Genomic DNA, 22,059 nt, shown 5'->3' on the forward strand with positions numbered 1-22,059 from the left:
AGCGGCCGGTCGCGGGCGGCTGGCGCCCCGGCCGCGCTGACGACCTCTGCGCTGGGGCGGCGGGGGGTGGCGGCGGCGCCCCCCCCCCCCCCCCCACGACACGACCTGGCCGCCCCCGCCCCGACTACCCGAAGAGCGGATACGTCTTCCGGTAGATCGCGTCCGTGTGGTCGCGCACCTCCCGGTACACCTCGCCCAGGCGGGAGTACAGCGCGTGATGCGTCCTGCTCGGCTCGAAGCGGCGGCCGGGGCGCACCATCGCGGCCACGGCCGTGTCGAAGTCCGCGTGCACGCCCAGGCCCACCGCCGCGCAGATGGCCGCCCCGAGGCCCGCCGCGTTGTTGACCTGCGGGCGGCGCGAGGGGACGCCGAACACGTCGGCGAAGATCTGCATCATCAGGTCGGAGTTGGAGCCGCCGCCGGAGACCACCACCTCCTGGTACTCGGCGCCGAGTTCGTCCGCCATCGCGCCGCACGTGCCGTGCACGGTGAGGGCCAGCGCCTCCAGGATCGAGCGGTAGACGTGGAACCGTCCCTGGCGCCCGTCGAAGCCGAGGATCGAGCCCTTGCGGTGCGGCGCGTCGGTGGGGGCCAGCCAGTCCAGGACGGTGATGAGGCCGTCGCTGCCGGGCGGGATCCGGGAGGCCTCGCGGTTGAGGTGGTCCTCGACGGAGAGGCCCGCCTCGCGCGCGCCCGCGACCGCCTCCTCGCCCAGCAGGTCGCGGTACCAGCTCACGGTCCACATGCCGCGCCGGACGCCGTCGCTCTCGTACAGGTAACTGTGCGGCGTGGAGGCGTAGTTGACCCAGAACGAGCGGGGGGAGGGAAGGTTGCGCGGGCCCGTCGTCATGCCGGCGACGTACGTCCCGAGCGAGACGAGCAGGGTGTCGGTCGAGCGCAGCCCGCAGCCGAGCGCCTCGACCGCCTTGTCGTTGGCCGTGGCGACGACGGGCAGGCCCACGGGGATGCCGGTGTGCGCGGCGGCCTCCGCGGTCACCTCGCCGAGCACGTCGCCGGGCTGCACCAGGTCGAACAGCATCTCGCGCGGGATGCCGCTGGCCCTGAGGGCCTCCTCGTCCTCGGTCCAGTCCAGGGTGTCGGGGTCGAGCGGCCACATCCCCGCGTAGTTGGCGGCCGTGTCCTTGAAGGCGCCGGTGAGGCGGTGGCCGATGTAGCCCGAGGACGTCGTGACGTACGCGGCCCGGGAGTTGGTGTGCTCGTACGGGCGCGAGACCCGCTCGTCCATCCAGCTCATCACCGGCTGGGCGAGCGTGCCGTCCGCGGCGAGGACCGCGCGGCAGAAGCGGATCGTGCACACGCCCACTCCCACGATGTCCGCCACATCGCCGGGGAAGGCCGCCATGGCCTGCCTGCTGGCCGCGCCGATGGAGCTCCACAGGTCGTCGCCGGGGTGCTCGACGGTGCCGGGGCGCGGGGTGTCGTACGGACTGAGGGCCTGGCGGCCCTCGCAGACGGTGTGGCCGCACTCGTCGAAGACGGTCACCTTGGACGACTGCGAGCCGTTGTCGATGCCGATGAAGTAGCGGGGGCGGTGGTTGGGCATGGGCGGATCCCCGGAGAGGGCCGGACGGCGGTGTCCGGCGGCGTGGGCGTGGGGTGGGGGCGGGAGGGGGTGCGTACCCGTGGCGGACCGCCGCGGGTACGCACCCCGCGGGCGCGGGGCCCCTCAGCTGTCCGCGGGGAAGACGGTCCCCTTGTTCATGATCCCGTTCGGGTCGAACGCCTTCTTCAGCGCGGCCAGCATGTAGTACGCGCTGCCGTGCTCCTGGGTGGTCCAGGGGGCGCGGTACTTGCCGATGCCGTGGTGGTGGCACATCGAGCCGCCCACCTTGAGGGCCTCCTCCACGATGATCGCGTTGAGCGGGACGTGGTAGGTGTCGATCTCCTCGCGCGGCTCGCAGTTGATCTTGTAGTCGTAGACGAAGTAGAGGTTCGTGCCGGTCTGGTAGCTGTGCGACGAGTGCGCGCCCAGCATCACCAGGTCGTCGGCGGCCGGGAACTCCGCGCGGATGCGGCCCATGACGTTCTCGTACAGCTCGTTCGTGCGCGACCAGTCGACCGAGACCTCGGTGGTGTAGCCGAGCTCCTGGTGCTCCAGCATGTGGCGCTTCTCGGCCTCGATCTTGTCGACGCCCCAGTTGAGCTGGGCGAACCAGGCCTCGATCAGCGCCGGGTCGACCTTGGTGTGGGCGTACTGGCCCACCACGCGCTCGATCTCCTCGCTGGTGGCGCGCACGATGCCGCGCGGGCCCTCGGCGACGAAGACCACCACGAACTTGCCGTCGTAGAAGTGGGAGAAGTGCTGGCGGGCGTCCTCGGGCGAGTAGACGCGGACCACCGAGGGCCGGAAGCCGTTGACGACGACCTCGCGGATGACCTTGATGCCGGTCTCCATGTCGTCGACCAGGAACCCGTGGAACTCGTTGTTCTCCGGCTGGTACTTGAAGACCTTCACCGTGACCTCGGTGATGTAGCACAGCGCGCCCTCGTTGCCGATGACGACGTGCCGGATGTCCGGGCCGCCGGCGCGGCGCGGCACGTTCTTCACGCGGGTCACGGTGCCGTCGGGGAAGACCGCCTCCAGGCCGACCACCATGTCCTCGATGGCCCCGTACAGCGTGGACAGCTGGCCGATGGAGCGGGTCGAGACCAGACCGCCGTACTGCGCCAGCGGCTTGGACTGCGGGGAGTGCCCGGTGGTCAGCCCCTGCTTGCGCAGCTCGTCCTCCAGGACCTGGAGCCGTACGCCGCACTGGACGGTGGCCATCATGTTCTCGGCGTCGATGCGGACGATCTCGTCCAGGCCGGAGCCGTCGAGCACGACGGTGTCCTCGACCGTCGTCTCCAGACCGCCCTCGGTGCCGGTGCGGCCGGTGCGGGCGACGATGTTGATCCGGTGCTCGTCGGCGAACGCGAGGACCTTCGAGACGTCCTCGGTGGAACGGGCGTTGACGATCGCGGCCGGGAGCGGGCCGTCGAAGATGCCGTGGACCGACTGGTACTTCTTGAACCGGTCCACGCTCGCCAGTTGCAGTTCCCGTTCGTCGGTGACGATCCGGTCGGCGCCGACCAGCTCGGAGAGGCGCTCGACGATCTCTTCGCGGGAGAGCTTGGAGAGGGACTTGCTCATGGTGGTTCTACCTCGCTGCGTGAAGGGTGGTGCGCGGTGGGGGGAGGGGGAGCGGATCAGCGGACCAGATAGCCCCCGTCCACCGGGAGCACGTGCCCGTTGACGTAGTCGGAGGCGCGCGAGGCGAGGAACACCGTCGCGCCCATCAGGTCCGCCACGTCGCCCCAGCGGCCGGCCGGGATGTGGTCCAGGACCCGCTGGTTGGTCTCGGGGTTCGCCCGCGTCGCCTCGGTGATCTTCGTGGCGAAGTAGCCCGGCGCGATCGCGTTGACCTGGATGTTGTGCTGGGCGAGCTCGTCGCAGTACGCCTTGGTGAACCCGGCGATGCCGTGCTTGGTGGCGGCGTAGGCCGGGGACCACTGGCCGCCGAGGAAGGAGAACATCGACGCGATGTTGATGATCTTGCCCGAGCGCTGCGGCACCATGAACTTGACGGCCTCGTGACTCAGCTCGAAGGGGACGGTGAGGTTCAGCTCCACCATGGGGTCCCAGAGCGCGCGGTCGAACTCCGCCACGTCGGCGATCTTGCAGATCCCGGCCGAGTTCACCAGGACGTCCACCGACCCGAAGGCCTCGACGCAGCCCTCGACCACCCGGCGGGGGACGCCGGGCGCGGTGAGGTCCGCCTCCAGGAACTCCATGCGCCGGCCCTCGGCCTCGATCAGCCGGCGCGTGGTGCCGTCGTCGTCGAGCACGGACGGTACGAAGACGTTCGCCCCGGCCTTGGCCAGCGCCAGGGAGAAGGCCTGCCCGAGCCCCGTGTTGCCGCCCGTGACGATGGCGTTCTTCCCGGCGAGGGAGAAGAAGTCCTGGGTGAAGTCGGTGATGTCCATGGTGGTGCGGTCCTCCAGGTCGGAGTGGGGGCGGTCGGTGCTCGGCTGCGGGCGGTGCGTACGGGTCAGGCCAGGGCGGGCTCCTGCGGGATCGGGGACGGCGCGCGCCGGGCGACCTCGCGGCGCCGGAGCCGGGTGGTGAGCGTGGTCAGTACGACGCCGAGGACCGCGGCACCGACGAGTACGGCGAACAGGGTCAGGTAGCCGCCGCCGCGCTGCGGCACCGCCGGGGTCGCCGACGGGTCGCCGATCCACCACGCCGACAGAGACGGCAGGAACGCGTCCGGCAGGAAGGCGATGCCCGAGGCCAGGCCGATGACCCCGCCGCGCTCGTTCTCCGGGATCTCCACCTCGCCGACGGTGGCGAAGTAGACCCCGCGCCCAGCGAAGACGAAGAGGCACAGGACGAACATGAGGACCACGGCCACCACCTGGAATTCCGGGGTGTGCGGCATGAGGAAGAAGGCCAGGGCGATGGCGGCGCATCCGGCGAACATCCAGCGGAGGAATCCCGGAGAGGATTTCGTGACCTTGTCGACGACGACTCCGCCGGCCGGGCCCGCGACGAACTGGAAGACGTACGTGCGGATGACACCGATGACGCCGATGAGCGCGGCGGACACCCCGAAACCGTGTTCCAGGAGCGGCGAGAAATAGCCGAGCGTCGTGTAGAAGCAGTACATCAGCATGGCGGTGAGGCCGATGAGCCAGGTGTACTTGTTGCGCGCGGCCCGGGCCAGCTGCCTCAGCGTCACCGTCGTACGGCCGAGGGCGGCCAGCTTCTCGCGGTCCTCCTTCACGAGGAACCAGACCGCCGCGGCGAACACGAAGCAGAGCACGCCGTACAGCCGGATCAGCCAGAGCACGCCCGCGCTCTCCACCACGGACGCGGCGACCACCGCCGCGCCGACGAGGCCGACGACCGTGGACGTCACGCCGCGCACGCCCTCCAGGAAGCCGAAGAGCCGGCCCTGGGTGTCGGCGTCGCCCAGCATGCCGATGGCCTTGACCAGCGCGGACCAGTACAGGCCCATGCCCATCACGGCCATCAGCAGGTGCGCGGCGAGGACACCGCCGTAGCCCGGGCCGAGGGCCAGGAACAGGTCCGCCGCGCCGGTGCCCGCCAGCGCCACGGTGATCAGCAGCCGGGGCGAGAAGCGGTCCGCGAACCATCCGCCCACGAAGTACATGACCGTGGCCACGGCGCCGAACATCGAGATGACGTTGCCGTACTCCTGGGAGGTGAGGCCCAGCGCGTCGGCCGTCGGCCCGAGGAAGACGAACCGGATGTAGGCGACCTGGAAGATGATGCCGCCGGACATCGACAGGATCGCGAAGCTGATCCATCGCTGGGCCTTGTTCATGCAGCACTACCTCTTCGTAGGGCACATAGGGGCGGTGAATGTCCGGGTGCGGAACACCTGGGCGGAAAAACAAAAAGAGAACAGCAATCCCCTCGGGTGAGGTGGAGTTACTGTTCTCTGGTCTCTAGTAACTGTTTCCCGCCCTGGGGCAGGAAACCGGTATGAGGTTGTGGACGGCCCCGCTCGCGGGGCCGTGTGATCAACTTACGGGCCGCTCTTCTCCGGAGTCAACGACCCCGGCGGAGTTCGGGTCCAAAGTCCCGGCCCGTGCTCCGGCTCACATCTCCCAGACGTCCGTGTTCGAGGAGGCGATGGCCGCCGCGCCGGCCTTCAGCGCGGCGAACACGTCGTCGCGGTCGCAGACGAGCCCGCCCGCGATGAGCGGTACGTCGATGTCCTCCACCACCCAGCCGATCACCCGCGGCATGCAGCCGGGCAGGATCTCCACCCAGTCCGCCTTGGACCGGCTCACCTGCGCGGCCAGGTTGCGGTACGAGAGCGAGTCGATGAGGAAGAACCGGTGCGTGGCGATCAGCCCCGCCTCCCGGGCCGCCCGCACCAGCGGCCCCTTGGAGCTGAGCACCCCGTCGGCGGCCGTCTTCTCCCGTACGTAGCGCACGACGACGTCCTTGCTGCTGAACCCCTCGATCAGGTCGACGTTCACCAGGACCGTGCGCCCGGTGTCCTTGATGCGCCGGACCACGTCCGGCAGGTCGAGCACGGAGCCGTACTGGAGGAACACCACCCGGCAGGACGACTCCAGCACCTTCCGCAGCCCGTCCTCGTCGTTGACGGAGGCGATGACCGGGTTCTCGGCGAGCAGGTCCTCGTGTGCGCTGTGCATGATCACTCCAGGGTGGTGCGGGCGGTCAGCGTACCTCCCGTCCGCGGTCACGAAGGGTGCGCGGATGCTCACGGCCGCAAACGCCGTTCAAAGCCCCGCATCGCTATACAAGCAGGTGAGCGCCCCCACACGGACCCTCCCATCAGCTTGAGGAGCATGATGCGTCACCCCTTCGTCCCGCGCCTGACCCGCCTCGCGGTCACGGCCGTGACCCTCGCCGTCGGCGGATCCGCGCTGCCGACGGCGGCCTTGGCGGCCGCACCGGGCGGCACGCCGTCGAACGCGTACCAACCGAAGATCACCTGGGGTACCTGCCCGAAGCCGGGCCAGGGCGGTGGAGAGCCGCCCGTGGAGCGCGACGAGCGCACCGAGTGCGGACAGCTGGAGGTCCCGGTCGACTGGTCGGACCCCGGCGGCGCGAAGATCAATCTGGCCGTGGCCCGGCTGAAGGCCACCGACCCCGCGCAGCGCAAGGGCGTCCTGATGTGGGGCCCGGGCGGCCCGGGGCTGCAGGGCGCGAGCATCATCGGGGTCTACGACCGCTTCTCCAAGGACGTCGCCGCCGCGTACGACGTGATCGGCTACGACTCGCGCGGCCTCGGCGCCAACGCCCCGCGCTGCGACAAGCCTGCCGCACCCCCCATGCTGCCCGCCTCGAAGAAGGAGTTCGACCAGCGCGCCGCGTACAACCGCGCCCTGGGGGAGAGCTGCCGCCAGAAGACCGGCGCCCTGATGGACCACCTGGACAGCGACTCCGACGCCCGCGACATGGACGCGCTGCGGCGGGCGCTGGGCGAGGAGAAGCTCAACTACCAGGGCGCCTCCTACGGCACCGTGCGCGGGCTGGCGTACGCCCGCCTGTTCCCCCAGCACACCGGGCGCTTCAACCTGGACTCCTCCCTCGACCCGCGGGCCCAGACCTCCTTCGACAAGTTCGCCGGGGACGAGACGGCAGCCGCCGAGCGCAACGTCCGCGCCTTCCTCACCTGGTGGCGGGAGAAGAGCAAGGACAAGCCGAAGCAGGACCCGCTGACGATCTACCGCAAGGCACAGGACAACGCCCGCAAGAAGGGCGGGCGTTACGTCGAGGACTTCATCACCTCCGCCACGGTCGGCTCGTCCTCGCCCTACGGCTGGCCGGACTTCTCCAAGGAGCTCACCGGCCGTGCGGACGGGACAGTCCCCGGAGAGCCCGGCAAGCCCGTCCCCTACGACCCGGGCGCCCAGGCGATCTTCTGCAGCGACTGGCGCGGGGGTGACCAGTCCTGGGACGCCTACCGCGCGATGTTGGACCGCCTCAAGCGTGAGAATCCGCTGGTCGGCATCTCCAGCCAGGCGTTCTCCATCGCGGCCTCGCCCGCGAGCTGCATCGGCTGGCCCGGCAAGGACCGGGAGTCCGCCAGGACCGATCCGCCGGCCGGTGCGGTGGGCCAGGTGATCGGCGTACGCAACGACGCGCGCACGTCCTACACCTGGTCGCGGGACGTGGCCCGGCGCATCGGCGCCTCGCTGCTCACGGTGAACGACTACGGCCACGCCGCCTACTTCCCGGCCACGGGCGACGGGCCGAAGAGCTGCGTCACCAAGTGGGTGGACGACTACCTCCTGACGGGGAAGAAGGGCTCCTCCCAGTGCGCCGCGGAGTGACCCGGTGACCCGCTGACCCGCTGGTCGCGGGAGGGCCGGTGGGCGGAGGGGGCGCCGTCCACCGGCCGAGTGCGAGGGCTGGCCGAAACACCCCACGGCCATGACCGATTGCGTTTACCGCGTACCAATACCTGGCAAGGTACGGACATTGTGGCCGGTCATTCCGGCCAGATCGAATTCTGGCCATCTGGCCAAAGGCGCTCCGGTGGCGGCCGGGGACAGCTGGTGGCGGCAGCTATTTCGCGCCAGAGAGTTCACCTTCCCGTTTCCTGAATCCACCCGTGCGGTCGGCCCCGAATGGAGCGCTCTCAATTGGACACCCGGGCGGTGCCTCTTTTGTCACATCCTGCTCAGGAGTTCCCTGTGTGTCAGAGGCGAACAATGCCGTGCTCGACACCGTCACAAGGGGTATGCGATAGTCGTTTCCGATAAAACTTGTTTCCGTGAAGTGAAATTGCCGTAAAAGGTGATGTCCGGGCGTCTGCGTTCGGTAATTCGAACGCGTCCTTGATCGTCACGTTAAGGAGCGCGAGTTGCTCAGTGCCAGGCGCTTGGTCCCGCCCGAGGGGCTCATCTGGGAAACGGACGACATCGCGACGCGCATCGCCGGCGTCACGGAACTCCTCGTACGACGCGGAATCGGGCCCGGCTCCCGGGTGATGATGAGCGGCGCCAACTCGCCCGCGTGGGTCGTGAACCTGCTCGCGCTCGTCCACCTCGACGCCTCGGTGGTCCTCTGCGACCACCGGGCCACGCCCGAACAGCGGGCGCGCATCCGCGCCCGGGCGCGCGTGGTGCTGGAGATCGGGGACGAGACGGCCGACGCCCCGGCGCCGCGGCCCGCCAGGGGCGCGGCGCTCGTGCCCGACACCGCGGCCTGGGCGCGGCGGCAGGACGCGGTGATCTCGTGGTCGTCCGGCACGACCGGCACCCCCAAGGGGATCGTCCGCTCCGGCCGTTCGATCCTGGACAACCTCGCCCTCAGCGTCGAACGGATGCGCTACCGGCCGGACGACGTCTTCCTGCCCGTCCTGCCCTACTCCCACCAGTACGGCCTCTCGCTCGTCCTCTGCTGGTGGCTGGGCGGCGGCACGCTCGTCGTCCACGGGCCCGCCACGCGCCTGGACCACGTGCTCGCGACGGGGGCGGAGCACGGCCTCTCCGTGGTGGACGGCGCCCCCTCCACGTACTACAGCCTGCTCAACCTCCTCGACCGCCGCCCCGCCCTCGCGGACGCCCTCGCACCGGTCCGCTCCTGGTGCGTGGGCGGCGCGCCGCTCGGGCGCAGCCTGGCGGCGCGCTTCCACGCCAGGACCGGACGGCACCTGCTCGACGGGTACGGCGCCACCGAGGTGGGGAACATCGCGCTGGCCCCGCCGGACGACCCGGTCGGCTGCGGCACGCCCCTGCCCGGCGTGACCGTCGAGGTCCACGACGACCACGGCAGGCCGCTGCCCGCCGGGCGCCTCGGCGAACTCGTCGTACGCAGCCCGGGCCTGATGACCGGTCACCTGGGCGAGGACGGCGGGACCGTCCCCGTATCCGGCCCGGTCCACCGCACCGGCGACATCGGCCTGGTCGACGAGGCCGGCCGCGTCTTCCCCGTCGGCCGCAAGCGCGCCGTGCACCGCGACGGCCACACCCTCTACCCCGACCACCTCGCCGAGCGCGCGGAGTCGGCCGGCGGCGCGCGGACGCAGGTCGTCGCCGTCCCCGACGAACGCCTGGGCTCCCGCCTGGTCTTCGTGATCGCGGACCCTGAGGACCGGGAGCCCGCGCACTGGAAGCGGCTGCTGCGCCCGGCGCTCGCGCGCTACGAGCAGCCCGACCACATCGCCGTGCTCCCGGAGCTGCCCCTCACCGGCACGGGCAAGCCCGACCTGGCCGTTCTGGAGAAGATCGCCATGACCTCCCTGCCCACCTCGCACCGCCCGACCGCGCACGACGGCGCCCGTCGGCCCGCCCAGCCGACCGTGCGCGACCCGGCGGTGGGCGCGGACGGCTACCGGATCCCCTTCGGCCGCCGCGTCGAGGCGCTGCGCGCGGTGCGCCGGTTCGTCGCCGACCACGAGGACGCGGTGATGGACGTCCTCACCGAGATCTCGCCCCACCGCACCGCGCGCGCCGAGATCCGCTCCTTCCTCGCTACCCTCGACGGGGCCGAGGAGGAGGTCCTGCGGTTCCGGCCGGGACGCGTGCCGTACGCCGCCGTCTTCATGCCGTCCAACATCCCGCTCTACTCCTATGCGTTGTACGTACTCGTGGCCTCCCTCTACACCGACCGGATCACCTTCCGTCCGTCCTCGGAGACGAAGGGTCAGGCGGAGCGATTACACGCCCTGCTCTCGCCCGTGCACGGATTGCCCGCCGAACTCTCCGGACTCAGCCAGCGCAAGTTCGTGACGGGGCCGGTGCGGGACGCGGACCTCATCGTCTTCACCGGCTCCTACGCCAATGCCGAGACCATTCGCGAAGGCCTCGCGGAAGACCAGCTCTTCCTCTACTTCGGCGGTGGCATAAACCCCTTCGTGATCGCACCCGACGCCGATCTGGAACGGGCCGCGCACGATGTCACAAGGATCCGCCTCTACAATTCCGGGCAGGACTGCTTCGGCCCCGACGTGGTGTTCGCGCCGCAGGGCCGCACGGCGGAATTCGTCGACCTGCTCTCCGTCGAACTGGACGGTCTGCGCTTCGGGCAGAACAGCGACGCCGCCGTCGACTACGGCCCCATCTACTACGACTCCGCACTCGTGAAGTGCTCCGACTACCTGGTGCGCCACGCACGGCGCATCCGGCACGGCGGGCGCATCGACCTGCTGTCGCGCAGGGTCGACCCGACCGTGCTGCTCTGGGACTTCGACGACAAGATCCCCCTCGACGAGATGTTCGCCCCGGTGTTCAACGTCGTCGCCTACCCCAGCGCGCGCCGGCTGCGGGAGCGGCTGTCGGGCCCGTACTTCAGCGAACGCGCACTGGGGGCCATGGTGTACGGGAACGACCCCGAGACGGTGGCGGCCCTCTCCAAGCGGCACCAGACCTGCGTGAACCACACCCTGCTCGAAGCCGAGGACGGCAACCTCCCGTTCGGCGGGTTCGGCGCCCGCGCGAACTACGTCTCCTTCGGCGGCGAGCAGCACGCCGAACCCCTGCTCGTCTCGCACGCCGTGGCGCGGAACCTGCCGGCGCCCGCCGCTGTCGCGGTGGGTGGCCAGTGACGGCCGGGCGGGAGGCCGACGAGACCGACGGCGTACGGTACCCGGACGCCTGGTCGGCCGTCGTCGCCGTGCTGGTGGCCAACGGGGTGGACACCTGCTTCGGACTGCCCGGCGACGACCTGGAGGTGCTGCGCGCCCTCGACGCGGCAGGCATCGACCTCGTACCGTGCCGCGACCAGCGCAACGCGATGTACATGGCGACCGGGTACGCGCTCCAGTCCGGCAGGACCGCGGTGTGTGCCGTCGGCAAGGGGCCCGCCGTCACCCACGCCGCGACCGGCCTCCTGGAGGCGCGGGAGTCCGGTGCGCCGGTCCTGGTGCTCGCGGCCGGCGCGCCCGAACGGCGGCGCGGCAGCGGGGGGTTCCAGGAGCTCGACCAGGTCGCCGTGGCGGCGCCCCTGGTGCGCTGGGCGCACCGCGTGGGCCATCCCGACCGGGTCGTCCCCGCGACGGTGACCGCGCTGACCCGGGCCGTGGGGCCGCCCTCCGGGCCGGTCTACCTGGAGGTCCCCGACGACGTGCGCACGGCCGCGGTCCGGCTGGACGGGCCGCTGCCGACCCTGCCCGAACCGCTGCTCCTCGAACCCGCGCCCGTGCGGCGGGGCGTGGCGCTCCAGGCGCTCCGCGCGAGCCGGCGGCCCGTGGTGCTCGTGGGTGGCGGGATGCGGCACCGCAACGACGACGGCGCGGTCGAGCGCTTCGCCGAACGGCTCGGTGCGGCGCTCTTCTCCACCGCGTCCGGACGGGGCGCGGTCGACGAGCGCCACCCGCTGTTCTGCGGCCTCGCGGGCCTGTACGCGGCCGCCCCCGCCCGCGCGCTGTGGTCCTCCTGCGACCTGGTCGTGTCGCTCGCCGGACGCCTGGAGGAGACGGCCGTCGAGGGCGGGACGCCGTGGCCCCGGGTCCCGGTGGTCCAGGTCAACACCGACCCGGGCGGGCTCTCGGCCGAGTTCGCGGGGCCCCGCGTCCTGGGCGACGCGCGGCACGCCGTCGTCGGCTGGGCACGGGCCCTGGACGAGGACGGCGGCCCGTCCCGCGCGGACGCGACCGGGGCGTGGGCGAACGACGTCGCCGCCGCCCGCAAGGCCATGGCACTCGACGCCGAGGCCGAACTGGCGCGTGCGGCGGCGCTCCCGGAGATCCGGATCGCCGAGCTGCTCGCCGCCCTCGACGCCACCTCCCAGGAGCCCCGCGTACTGGTCCAGGAGAACGGGCTCCAGGACATGTGGTCCTACGGCTTCCCCTTCCACGCGGGCGGCGGGTCCGTCGTGCCCTCGGAGCAGACGCCCCTGGGCTTCGGCGCCGCCGCGGCCATCGGTGTCAAGCGGGCCGCCCCGGACCACGAGGTCACCGCGTTCGTCGGGGACGGCGCCTTCCTCGCCGCCCGCGCGGACATCGCCGCCACCGCCCGGGCGCACGGCGGCGTGCTCTACGTGGTGCTGTGCAACGGCGGCTACGGCTGGGTCGACGCACAGCGCGCCCGCCTCGGCCTCGACGCCCGGCGCCACCCCTTCACCCGTCCGGACGTCCCGCCCCCCGCGGTGGACGGGCCGGACATCCACCACCGGGTGCTGCGCGACAAGGCCGCGCTGACCGAGGAGATCGCCACCGCGCGCCGGTTCTGCGCCCGGGGAGGCACGGCGGTGCTCATGGTGCCGGTCGCCCCCGACGACGTACTCCCGGCCCTCCACGACGCGGAGGTGGTTCCCCAGTGACGCAAGGGGTGCGGACGACGCAAGGAATGCAAGGGACACAAGGCGTGCGAGCGGCGCACGCGGGGCAGCGGGACGACGCGGGGCGCGGCCGGGCCGGGCGCCGGGTGATGGTCACCGGGTACGGCGCCGTGACACCGCTCGGCCACAGCGTCGAGGAGACCTGGAGCGCGCTGCTGGCCGGGCGCAGCGGCGTCGACACCGTGGAGGCGATCGACGTGACCGGCCTCGCCGTACGGATCGGCGGCCAGGTCCGCGGGTTCACGCCCGGCCGCTACATGCCCAGGCCGGTCAGCCGGCGCGCCGACCCGTACGCGCAGTACGCCCTCGCGGCGGCGCTGGAGGCCTGCGAGCAGGCGGGCCTCGTCGTCGACGCACGGATGGCGCCCCGGGTCGCGGTGATCATCGGCAGCGGCTACGGCCCGGTGGGGTCGATCTACCGCGCCGCGCACACGCTGCGCGACCGAGGGGCCCGGCTCGTCAGCCCGTTCGCCCAGGTCACGACCGCCATGGACAGTGCCGCCGGGGAGATCAGCATGCGGCTCGGCGCCCAGGGGCCGAGCCGCGCCCAGAGCACCGCGTGCGCCAGCGGCACCGACGCGGTGGGTGCGGGCATGCGCATGATCAGCCACGGGGAGGCCGACGTCGTCGTGGTCGGCGGCGCCGACGCCTGCGTCACGGCGGTGGACCTCGCGGGCAGCGGCAACGCCCGCGCACTCTCCCGGCGCAATGACGACCCGGCCGCTGCCTGCCGGCCGTTCGACGCCCGGCGCGACGGCTTCGTGATGAGCGAGGGCGCCGCCGTGCTCGTCCTGGAGGCCGCCGAGACGGCCGAACGGCGGGGCGCGACGCCCCTGGCCGAACTCACTGGGTACGGAGCCAGCTCCGACGCCCACCACTGGACGGCGCCCCACCCCGAAGGCCGCGGCGCCCGCCTCGCCGTCGAGGCCGCGCTGCGCGACGCGGGGATCACGGGGCAGGACGTGGACTACGTCAACGCGCACGGCACCGGGACGCTCCTGAACGACGCCATGGAGACGGCCGTCCTGCGCGAGGTGCTGGGCGAGCGCGTCACCCGCGTCCCGGTCAGCTCCACCAAGTCGATGACCGGGCACATGATCGGCGCCGCCGGGGCCGTCGAGCTCGTGGCGTCGATCCAGGTCCTGCGCACCGGAGACGTGCCGCCGACCATCAACTGCGACGAGCCGATCGACCCGGACATCAACTTCGTACCGCACAAGGCGCAGCACCACGAAGGCGTACGGACCGCGCTCAGCAACTCGTTCGGCTTCGGCGGCCACAACGCGGCCCTCGTCGTCCGGGCCGTGTGAGGGCGCGCCCGTGGTCAACTCCCCTCGCACACAGGCCCGTCCGGCTTCCGGAACCGTCATCCGCAGCGGCCCCCTGAGCTGGATCCAGGAGTGGCACTGGTTCGAACGCACCGTCCCCGCGGCACGGCGGGTGAACCCGACGCCGCTCGCCGACCACTGCCACGTCCCGCCCCCGGCGACCGTCGCCGACGTCCACCGCGCCCTCTCCTCCCTCACCGCGTGCCACGAGGCGCTGCGCACCACCGTCGACCCGCTCCGTCCCGTACAGCACGTCCACCGCCCCGACTGGGCCCCGCTGCCCGTCGACTGCGCCGACCTGCCCGTCGTCGACGCGGGCACCCTGGACGCCGCGACCGCCGCGCTGGCCGCCCGGCCGATCGACCCCGGGAGCCGGCCACCCTGGCACGCCCGGGTGCTGCTCCACCGGGGCAAGCCGTGCGCGGTCGTGCTGGCCGTCCACCACGTGGTGATCGACGGCTGGGGCCTCGCGGTCCTCGTCGACCAGCTGCACGACCTGCTGTCGGGCAACCCCCCTCCACCGCAAGGCCCTTGGCATCCGCTGGACCTGCTCGACGACCAGCACCCGAAGCGGGCCCGCGCGGCGGAGCGCGCCTGGCTGGCGCGGTACGCGACCAACCCGACCGGGGTGCTCGCCCCGTTCGGCGGGACCCCCGACGGAGCCGGACGCCACCGCCTCCAGCACCGCTCGGTGCGCGCCCACGCCGACCTCGACCGGCTCGCCCGCCTCCACCGGGCCAGCCCGGAGACCGTCATGCTCGCGGCCCTGGCCCTGGACGTCGCCACCCGTACCGGCGAACACCGTTTCCTGGCCTCGGTGGTGGTCTCCCACCGCACCCGGGCCGCCCTGCGCACCAGCGTCGCCGTCCGGGCCCTGACGGTGCCCGTGCAGATCGACCTGCGCCCGGGCGCGGCGTTCGGCGAGGTCGTCACCCGCGTCGCCGCCGCCTGCGCCGCGGCCTACCGGCACGGCCACTGGCGGCCCGCCGAACTGGTCGCCGCACAGGCCCGCATGGACCGCCGCCGGGGCGCCCTGACCGTACCCGCCATCGAGTACAACTGCTACGCGTGGCCACGGGAGTACGTGGTCCCCGCGTACTACGACCCGCCGGACACCACCGTCACCTGGGCCACCAGCGCACCCGACGAGCCCTGCGACACGCTCTACGTCGACCTCGGCCGCGACGCGGGGGTCCTCACCCTCGACGTCACCGTCGGGGACCACCTGCTCGACGCCGCACAGGCCGAGGCGCTGCCCGTCCGCCTGTGCGCCCTGCTGCGGCGGCTCGCCGCGAGCGATGTGAGGGGCGATGCCGAGGGCGATGTGAACGGCGATGCGAACGGCGACCCGTGCCTGGTCCCCGCGCGTCCGTCCACGCCGCCCGCGGCCGGATGGTGGCGCGCGCCGCGCGGCTGGGTGTTCCTGCCTGCGGTCGAGGACGTGCTGCGAGGCCACCCCGGAGTGCTCGACGCGACCGCGGCACCCGGCGAGGACGCGCGCGGGGACGACGGCCGGTACGCGCGGGAGACAGGCGGCCAGGACGCGCCGGGGGAGGGCGGCCGGTACGCGCGGAAGGGCGGCAGGCACCCGTGGGAGGCAGGCGACGAGTACGCCCCGGGGCAGGACGGTGAACGGCTCCTCGTCGCGTACGCCCGCACCACCCGCGACGTCACGGCCGAGGACCTGCACCGCCACCTCCTGGACCACTTGGGCGACGTACCCGGCCTCTTCGCCCCCGACCGCTACGTGCTCACCCGGACCGACCCCGGCCGACCCGACGCCCCGCCCCGTACCACCACCGTCGCGGCGGGCGCCCTGCGGATCGCGTGCCGCCCGCCCGCGACTCCGGCCGAACGGGCCCTGGCCGCCGCCGTCCTGGCCGTCCGGGCGGACGGCCCGTCACCCGGCCCCGCCGAAGGTCCCGGGTCGGTCGACATGAACCGCTGCCTCGCCGACCACGGCGTCACGCTGGTCGCCGTGCCGCGGCTGCTGGCCGAGCTCCACCGGTCGGGCCTCACCGGGATCGCGTCCGACGAGCTGGCCGGCACGGCCTCGCTCGGCCACCTCGCCGCCGCCCTGGAACCCCTGCCGCCCCGCGCCGCCCACCGTGGAGGAGTCACCCCGCCATGACCGCGACCCCCGCCCCCGCGCAGTCCGTGGACCGCCTCGCCCCGTGGGCCTTCGCGGCCTTCGTGGAGGCCAACACCCATGACACCGCCTACCGCCCGCCCGTGGTGGAGGGCCCGGTCGGCCCGACCATCGTCCGCAACGGCCGCGAGCTGGTGAACTTCGCCAGCATCAGCTTCCTCGACCTGGAACGCCACGTACCCGTGCGGCGCCACTTCGCCGAGGGCGCGCGGCTGCACGGCCTGAGCACCAGCGGATCCAGGATGACGCAGGGCATCTGCCGCCCGCACCAGGTCCTTGAGGAGACGATCGCCCGCCACACGGGCAAGGAGCGCGCCATCAGCTTCGCCACGGGGCTGCTCGCCAACATCGGTTTCGTGCACGCGATGAGCAGCTCCGCGCACTTCGACGCCGGGATCGAGGTCAGCAACCACGACACCGTCTTCGTCGTCGACCGCGACGTGCACTGGAGCATCTGGAAGGGCCTGGAGGGCCTGGAGTACGGACGCAAGGTCCACGCCTTCCGGCACAACGACCCCGCCGACCTGTCGCGGATCCTGGAACGGGTCAGCACCCGCAAGACCGTGGTGATCGCCGAGAGCATCTACTCGGCCGACGGCACCATGGGACCCGTCGTCGAGATCCTCGACGCGTGCGACCGGCACGGCGCCATCAGCATGATCGACGACGCGAACGGCTTCATGGTGTACGGACCCGAGAACCGCCCCTACGCCCGGGAGGCGGCGGCCATCCGCGAACGGGCCGACTTCGTGATGGTGTCCCTGTCGAAGGCCATCGGCCTGGAGGGCGGCGCGATTGCCGGGCCCGCGTCCGCCGTCGACGCCTTCGAACTCCTCTCCGGCACCTCGATGTTCACGGCCGCCATCCAGCCGCCCACCGCGTACGCGGCCACCCGCACCATCGACGCCCTGGCCGCCGACCCGGGCATCGTCGACGACTACCTGGCGCACGCCGCCCGCTTCCGCCGTCAGATGCACGAGGCGGGCACGCCGACCACGCCCACCGACTCCTACATGCTCTCCGTGCCCATCGGCAACGACGCCGCCGCCCTGCAGATGAGGGAGTGGTTCGCCGAGGACGGCTACCTCGTGCCGGTCTTCTCCTACCCGGCCGTCACCCGCAACCAGGCGCTGCTGCGCCTGTTCCCGCACGCGGGCCACACCGAGGAGCAGATGGACGGGTTCCTGCGCACCCTCCTCGCGTACCGCGAGCGCCTCGGTGTCTGACCCCGCCTCGGTGTCCGGCCCCCGCCCGCCCGGCGCGGCACCCGCCCACGACCGCCCGGCGCCGGGCGTCCTCGACCGCTTCCGGCTCGACGGGCGCGTCGCCGTGGTCACCGGCGCCTCCTCCGGCCTCGGCGCCGCCTTCGCCACCGCACTGGCGGAGGCCGGCGCCGACGTGGTGCTCGGGGCCCGCCGCGCCGAGCGGCTGGAGACGGTGCGCGTCGCCGTGGAGGCGCGCGGCCGCCGGGCGGTCGCCGTGCGCACCGACATCGCCAGGCCCGAGGACTGCCGGGCGCTCGTCGACGCGGCCGTGAAGGAGTTCGGACACCTGGACGTCCTGGTCAACAACGCCGGGATCAGCAGCGAGGTCCCGGCCGCGGACGAGACCCCGGAGCAGTTCCGCGAGGTCGTCGACACCAACCTCAACGGCTCGTACTGGATGGCCCAGGCCGCGGGCGCCGTGATGGGGCCGGGCAGCGCCATCGTCAACGTCTCCAGCATCCTCGCCCTGGTCACGGGCGGCCTGCCGCAGGCCGCCTACTCGGCCTCCAAGGCCGGGCTCCTCGGCCTCACCAGGGACCTCGCCCAGCAATGGACCCCGACCAGGGGCATCCGCGTGAACGCCCTCGCCCCCGGCCTCTTCAGCTCACCGATGACCGACGGCTACGCCGAGGGGTACGTGGAGGCGACCCTGGCCCGCGTGCTCTCGGGCCGTGTCGGGCGCCCCGAGGAACTCGCCGCCGCGCTGGTCTTCCTGGTCTCCGACGCGGCCTCGTACATCACCGGCACCACCCTCACCGTCGACGGGGGCACGCACATCGCCTGACAGCCGTGCCCCACCCGGGCCCCCGTCCTACACGCCCCCGTCCCCCCGGCATCTGCGAGCGGACATGTCCGATGTGCTGACCACCGAGCGACGCGGCCAGGTCCGCCTGGTCGTGGGCCAGGGCCTCGCGGCCGTGGTCGACGCGCTGTTCCTGATCTGGCTCACGCTCTACGTGCTCGAACTGTCCGGACCCGGCGCCACCACCGGATTCGTCCTCGTCGCCGTGGCGCTGCCGCGCGCCGCGCTGCTGCTCCCGGCGGGCGTCCTGGTCGACCGGATCGGCCCCACCCGCGTCGTGGCCGCCGCCTCCTGGCTGCGGGTCGCCGTCCTGCTCGCCCTCGGCGCGCTGGTCGTCCTCACCTCGCCGACGGTGACCGGGATCGCCCTGCTCGGCGGGCTGCTCGGCGTCGCCGACGCCGCGTACTTCCCCGCGGCCCTGGCCCTGCTGCCCACCGTCGTCCCCACGGAGAAGCTCGCCCGGGTCAACGCGCTGGTCCAGGGCGCCGAGTCGGGTGGCGACCTGGTGGGCCCGGCGGTGGCGGCCGGGATCGTCGCGGCGGCCGGCTTCGAGGTGGCGCTCGGCGGGATCACGGTGCTGGCCGCGCTGGCCGCCCTCGCCCTCAGCGCGCTCGTCCGCCTGGTCCGGCGCGGGCAGCGCACGGGAACCGGTGACGTCCCGGACGCCGCCGGGGGCGGGCGGGAGAGCAGTGCGCGCGCCCTCGCCGAAGGGCTGCGGTTCGCCTGGCACGCCCCGGTGGTGCGCGGGATGCTGGCGGCCGTCGCCCTGATCAACATCGCGGTGGTGGGCCCGGTGATCGTGGGCGGCGCGGTGCTCGCCGACCAACGCCTGGGCGGGGCAGGGGCGTTGGGCGTCGTCCTGTCCGGCTTCGGGGCGGGATCGCTGGCCGGGGCGCTGGCGGCCGGATGGTGGACGTCCTCGCGGCGGGGCCTGCTCGTGGTGGGCGGGGTCGCGGCGATCGGCGCGGGCGTCGCCGGACTCGCCGCCGCCACCCACGTCGCCGCCGCGACGGCGGTGGTCTCGCTCGTCGGCCTCGGCTCCGGGTTCCTCGGGGTGGTCATCGTGGCGACGCTGCAGGAGCGGGTGCCCGAGGGGCTGCTCGGCCGGGTGCTCAGCCTGGTCGTGCTGGCCACGGTGGCGTTCGACCCGTTCTCGTACGTGATCGCCGGCGTCCTGCTGCCGTACGGGACGACCACGCTGTTCCTGACCTGCGGCGGCGCGGTCCTGGCGTGCGCCGCCCTGGTGGCCGCGAGCCCGGCGATCCGCTCCCTGCGCTGAGCCCGCGCGTCCTACCGCTCGGACGCGTCCGGGCCGGTCGGCGCACCCGCGTCGGGGGAGTCGGGGGCCTCAGGGGCGTCGGGCGCACCGAGTGCGTACCCGCGGTCGGAGCCCGGGTGCAGGTCGAACATGGCCAGCCAGTCGGTGAGTTCATCCGCGGTCGTGGCGTGCGCGGCCAGGGCCAGACGGGCCCGGCGGCGAGCGGTGACGGTGTCCATGGCCAACGGATTCCCCGAATGACCGGACGCACGCACCGACCGCACGAGTGAATCACCCCGGACGGGACCGCGCCCCGGGGCCACGCGCCGCCACGTCCCGTACCCGTACGACCCACCCCGTACCACCGCCCCACGCCTCCACGACCCACCCCTTTACGACCCACCCCGCGTCCCGGCGCTCCCGGGCGGCATCCGATACTCCGGGGGACGACCACGCGAACGAGGAGACCATGGACCGCCCCTCCCCGGCCCCCGCCCCGAGCGCCGTCCCGGCCACGGCACCCGCCTCCCTCCTGGAGGACCACTCCCTGGAGATGACCGGCAAGGACGTCCCGGGCCTGGAAGCGGCCCGGGAGCACATTCCCCCGGGCAACCGCGTCAACGTCACCTTCCTCGGCAACGAGGAGCCGGGCACCAGAAGGGCCGCCGCTCGCGCCGTACGGGCGGCCGGGCTCGTCCCCGTACCGCACCTCTCGGCCCGGCGCCTGCGCTCGCGGGACGAGCTGGCGGGGTTCCTCGACGGGCTGCGCGCCGACGGCACCGTCGAGAACGTCCTGGTCGTCGGCGGCGACCCGGCCACCGCCCACGGCCCCTACGACGACGCGCTCGCCCTCATCCGGTCGGGCCTCCTCCAGGCCCACGGGGTGCGGCACGTCGGCGTCGCCGGGTACCCCGAGGGCCACCCCGCCATCGCCACCCCGGAGCTCTGGGCGGCCGTCGAGGCCAAGAACGCGGCCCTGGCCCGGGAGGGCCTCACGGGCGACGTCGTCACCCAGTTCTGCTTCGACGCCGCCCCGGTCCTGGCCTGGATCGAGGAACTGCGCGGGCGCGGCGTCACCGCACCCGTGCGGGTCGGGGTGCCGGGCCCGGCCGGCGTCAAGCGGCTGATGACGTACGCCACCCGCTTCGGCGTCTCCACCAGCGCGTCCATTGCGCGGAAGTACGGTTTCTCGCTGACCGGCCTGATGGGCACGGCGGGCCCGGACCGCTTCGTCCGCGCCCTGGCCGACGGCTACGAACCGGCCCGCCACGGGGTCGTCCGGCTGCACTTCTACACCTTCGGCGGGATCGCCGCCACGGCCCGGTGGATCGCCGGCTTCCGCGCCGAGGAGGGGCACGGCAGGGTGGGCGCATGACACGGACCGCGCCTCACGCCGTGATCAGGGATTGAGGTACGGGTCGGCCGCCATGCGCCGGTAGGCCGCGAGCGACTGCGCCGAGGAATCGATCCGCCAGTGCCGCTCCTTGTCGACGTCGAACCACACGAGCGCCTTGACCAGAGGGAACCGCTCCTGGAGCGTGGGGACGACGCCGTCGATCCACGCCGCCTTGCTGCCCCCGGCCTCGTCCGAACCCGTCTCGCCGATGATGACCGGCTTGCCCTTCGCGGCGAGCCGGTCGTAGATGTCCGCGAAGCGCTCCTCGAAGTCCTGCCACGCGAAACCCGGCTCGGAGGTGCCCCAGTTGTAGCCGTCGACGCCGGTCCAGTCGACGTACCGGTCGCCGGGGTAGTAGGCCATGGCGGGCGGGGCATCGGGGCTGTCGGTGACGTTCGGGCACCACACCCAGACCACGTTCGTCGCACCCCGGCTCTCGAAGACGTCGTGGAGGTGGCGGTAGGCGGCGACGTACTTCTCCGGGTCGTGGCCGCCCCAGCCCTCCTCCTCGTTCATCTCCGCCGCGAAGTCCAGGAAGAAGGGCTTGCCGAGCCGCTTGGCTGCGTCGGCGCGCTCGCGGACCGTCTCGTCGAGGTCGCCGTCGATCAGGGCGTCGAAGTCGACGCCGAACGGCTCCCAGTTGACCAGCGGGACGCGCCCGTCGGCGAGGTCCGCCCGGGTGGCCGGTGCGTTGGCCCAGTCCTCCGACCAGTCGTAGTAGGACAGGTGCACGGCGGGTGTCCGCCCGATCCGCTCGTCGGTCTCGGCCTGCGTGCCCGCGCCGTAGTAGTGGCCGAGCAGGGCGCCGTGCGCGGGGACGAGAGGGGCCTGGGCGGTCGTCGCGGGAGCGGACGCGGACGCGGAGGCGGAGGCGCTGGCGCGCTCGGGGCGCGCCGCACCCGTGTCGCCGTCCGCGCCGGAACACGCGGTGGCGAGCAGGGCCAGCGGCAGCAGCGCGGCGGCGACGGCGGACAGGCGGTTGAGGTGGCTGTTCACGCGTCCACAGTGCCGCCCCGACCATGAGGGGACGATGAGGAGGGCGGAGGGGGCATCGAGCAAGGGGGAGGGGGA

16 protein-coding genes are annotated in these 22,059 nt (G+C 72.9%); 9 read left to right on the plus strand and 7 right to left on the minus strand.

Annotated features, from left to right (window positions below; translation table 11 throughout):
• Positions 1 to 124 precede the first annotated feature (124 nt).
• From ABT160_RS40690 to ABT160_RS40710, 5 genes are all read right to left on the minus strand, one after another.
• The gene (locus tag ABT160_RS40690) at positions 125 to 1,564 is read right to left on the minus strand and encodes an FGGY-family carbohydrate kinase (protein ID WP_351653834.1); all 1,440 of its coding nucleotides are present in this window, start codon (positions 1,562 to 1,564) and stop codon (positions 125 to 127) included.
• A 123-nt stretch (positions 1,565 to 1,687) separates the two neighbouring features.
• On the minus strand, positions 1,688 to 3,151 hold the full coding sequence (locus ABT160_RS40695) for an FAD-binding oxidoreductase (RefSeq protein WP_351653835.1): 1,464 nt from the start codon (positions 3,149 to 3,151) through the stop codon (positions 1,688 to 1,690).
• Between the two features lie 56 nt (positions 3,152 to 3,207).
• Positions 3,208 to 3,984, minus strand: coding sequence for an SDR family NAD(P)-dependent oxidoreductase (locus ABT160_RS40700; RefSeq protein ID WP_351653837.1), 777 nt, complete (start codon positions 3,982 to 3,984; stop codon positions 3,208 to 3,210).
• 65 nt (positions 3,985 to 4,049) lie between these two features.
• A complete protein-coding gene (locus ABT160_RS40705) occupies positions 4,050 to 5,348 on the minus strand; it encodes an MFS transporter (protein WP_351653839.1) in 1,299 nt (432 codons plus the stop codon).
• A gap of 277 nt (positions 5,349 to 5,625) precedes the next feature.
• Positions 5,626 to 6,192 (minus strand): glycerol-3-phosphate responsive antiterminator, encoded by a 567-nt coding sequence (locus tag ABT160_RS40710; protein ID WP_351653841.1) that lies wholly within the window; start codon positions 6,190 to 6,192, stop codon positions 5,626 to 5,628.
• 156 nt (positions 6,193 to 6,348) lie between these two features.
• Between ABT160_RS40710 and ABT160_RS40715 the strand changes: the two genes are divergently transcribed.
• The 8 genes from ABT160_RS40715 to ABT160_RS40750 all read left to right on the plus strand — a co-directional run bounded on the left by ABT160_RS40715 (position 6,349) and on the right by ABT160_RS40750 (position 19,613).
• Positions 6,349 to 7,839 (plus strand): alpha/beta fold hydrolase, encoded by a 1,491-nt coding sequence (locus tag ABT160_RS40715; RefSeq protein ID WP_351653843.1) that lies wholly within the window; start codon positions 6,349 to 6,351, stop codon positions 7,837 to 7,839.
• A gap of 533 nt (positions 7,840 to 8,372) precedes the next feature.
• Positions 8,373 to 11,057, plus strand: a complete 2,685-nt coding sequence (locus ABT160_RS40720; RefSeq protein ID WP_351653845.1) for an aldehyde dehydrogenase family protein — start codon at positions 8,373 to 8,375, stop codon at positions 11,055 to 11,057.
• Entirely contained in the window at positions 11,054 to 12,772 is a 1,719-nt protein-coding gene (locus ABT160_RS40725) for a thiamine pyrophosphate-binding protein (RefSeq protein WP_351653847.1), read from the plus strand. The genes ABT160_RS40720 and ABT160_RS40725 overlap by 4 nt, the downstream gene beginning before the upstream one ends.
• Positions 12,773 to 12,816: 44 nt before the next feature.
• A complete protein-coding gene (gene fabF / locus ABT160_RS40730) occupies positions 12,817 to 14,100 on the plus strand; it encodes a beta-ketoacyl-ACP synthase II (protein ID WP_351653848.1) in 1,284 nt (427 codons plus the stop codon).
• A 10-nt stretch (positions 14,101 to 14,110) separates the two neighbouring features.
• On the plus strand, positions 14,111 to 16,249 hold the full coding sequence (locus tag ABT160_RS40735; protein WP_351653850.1) for a condensation domain-containing protein: 2,139 nt from the start codon (positions 14,111 to 14,113) through the stop codon (positions 16,247 to 16,249).
• Entirely contained in the window at positions 16,246 to 17,493 is a 1,248-nt protein-coding gene (locus tag ABT160_RS40740) for an aminotransferase class I/II-fold pyridoxal phosphate-dependent enzyme (protein WP_351653852.1), read from the plus strand. Before ABT160_RS40735 ends, ABT160_RS40740 begins: the two co-directional genes overlap by 4 nt.
• A 10-nt stretch (positions 17,494 to 17,503) precedes the next feature.
• Positions 17,504 to 18,316 (plus strand): SDR family NAD(P)-dependent oxidoreductase, encoded by an 813-nt coding sequence (locus tag ABT160_RS40745; RefSeq protein WP_502984391.1) that lies wholly within the window; start codon positions 17,504 to 17,506, stop codon positions 18,314 to 18,316.
• 64 nt (positions 18,317 to 18,380) lie between these two features.
• Complete coding sequence (locus ABT160_RS40750) at positions 18,381 to 19,613, plus strand: MFS transporter (RefSeq protein ID WP_351653853.1); 1,233 nt, start codon at positions 18,381 to 18,383, stop codon at positions 19,611 to 19,613.
• An 11-nt stretch (positions 19,614 to 19,624) separates the two neighbouring features.
• Here ABT160_RS40750 and ABT160_RS40755 read toward each other — a convergent pair whose 3' ends face one another.
• Positions 19,625 to 19,831 (minus strand): hypothetical protein, encoded by a 207-nt coding sequence (locus ABT160_RS40755; protein WP_351653855.1) that lies wholly within the window; start codon positions 19,829 to 19,831, stop codon positions 19,625 to 19,627.
• Between the two features lie 230 nt (positions 19,832 to 20,061).
• Between ABT160_RS40755 and ABT160_RS40760 the strand changes: the two genes are divergently transcribed.
• Positions 20,062 to 20,967, plus strand: coding sequence for a methylenetetrahydrofolate reductase (locus tag ABT160_RS40760; protein ID WP_351653857.1), 906 nt, complete (start codon positions 20,062 to 20,064; stop codon positions 20,965 to 20,967).
• A gap of 24 nt (positions 20,968 to 20,991) precedes the next feature.
• Here ABT160_RS40760 and ABT160_RS40765 read toward each other — a convergent pair whose 3' ends face one another.
• A complete protein-coding gene (locus tag ABT160_RS40765; protein WP_351653859.1) occupies positions 20,992 to 21,984 on the minus strand; it encodes a glycoside hydrolase family 26 protein in 993 nt (330 codons plus the stop codon).
• Positions 21,985 to 22,059 lie beyond the last annotated feature (75 nt).

It is taken from the genome of Streptomyces sp. NPDC001941 (genome assembly GCF_040296945.1).
In the GTDB taxonomy this organism is placed as follows: domain Bacteria; phylum Actinomycetota; class Actinomycetes; order Streptomycetales; family Streptomycetaceae; genus Streptomyces.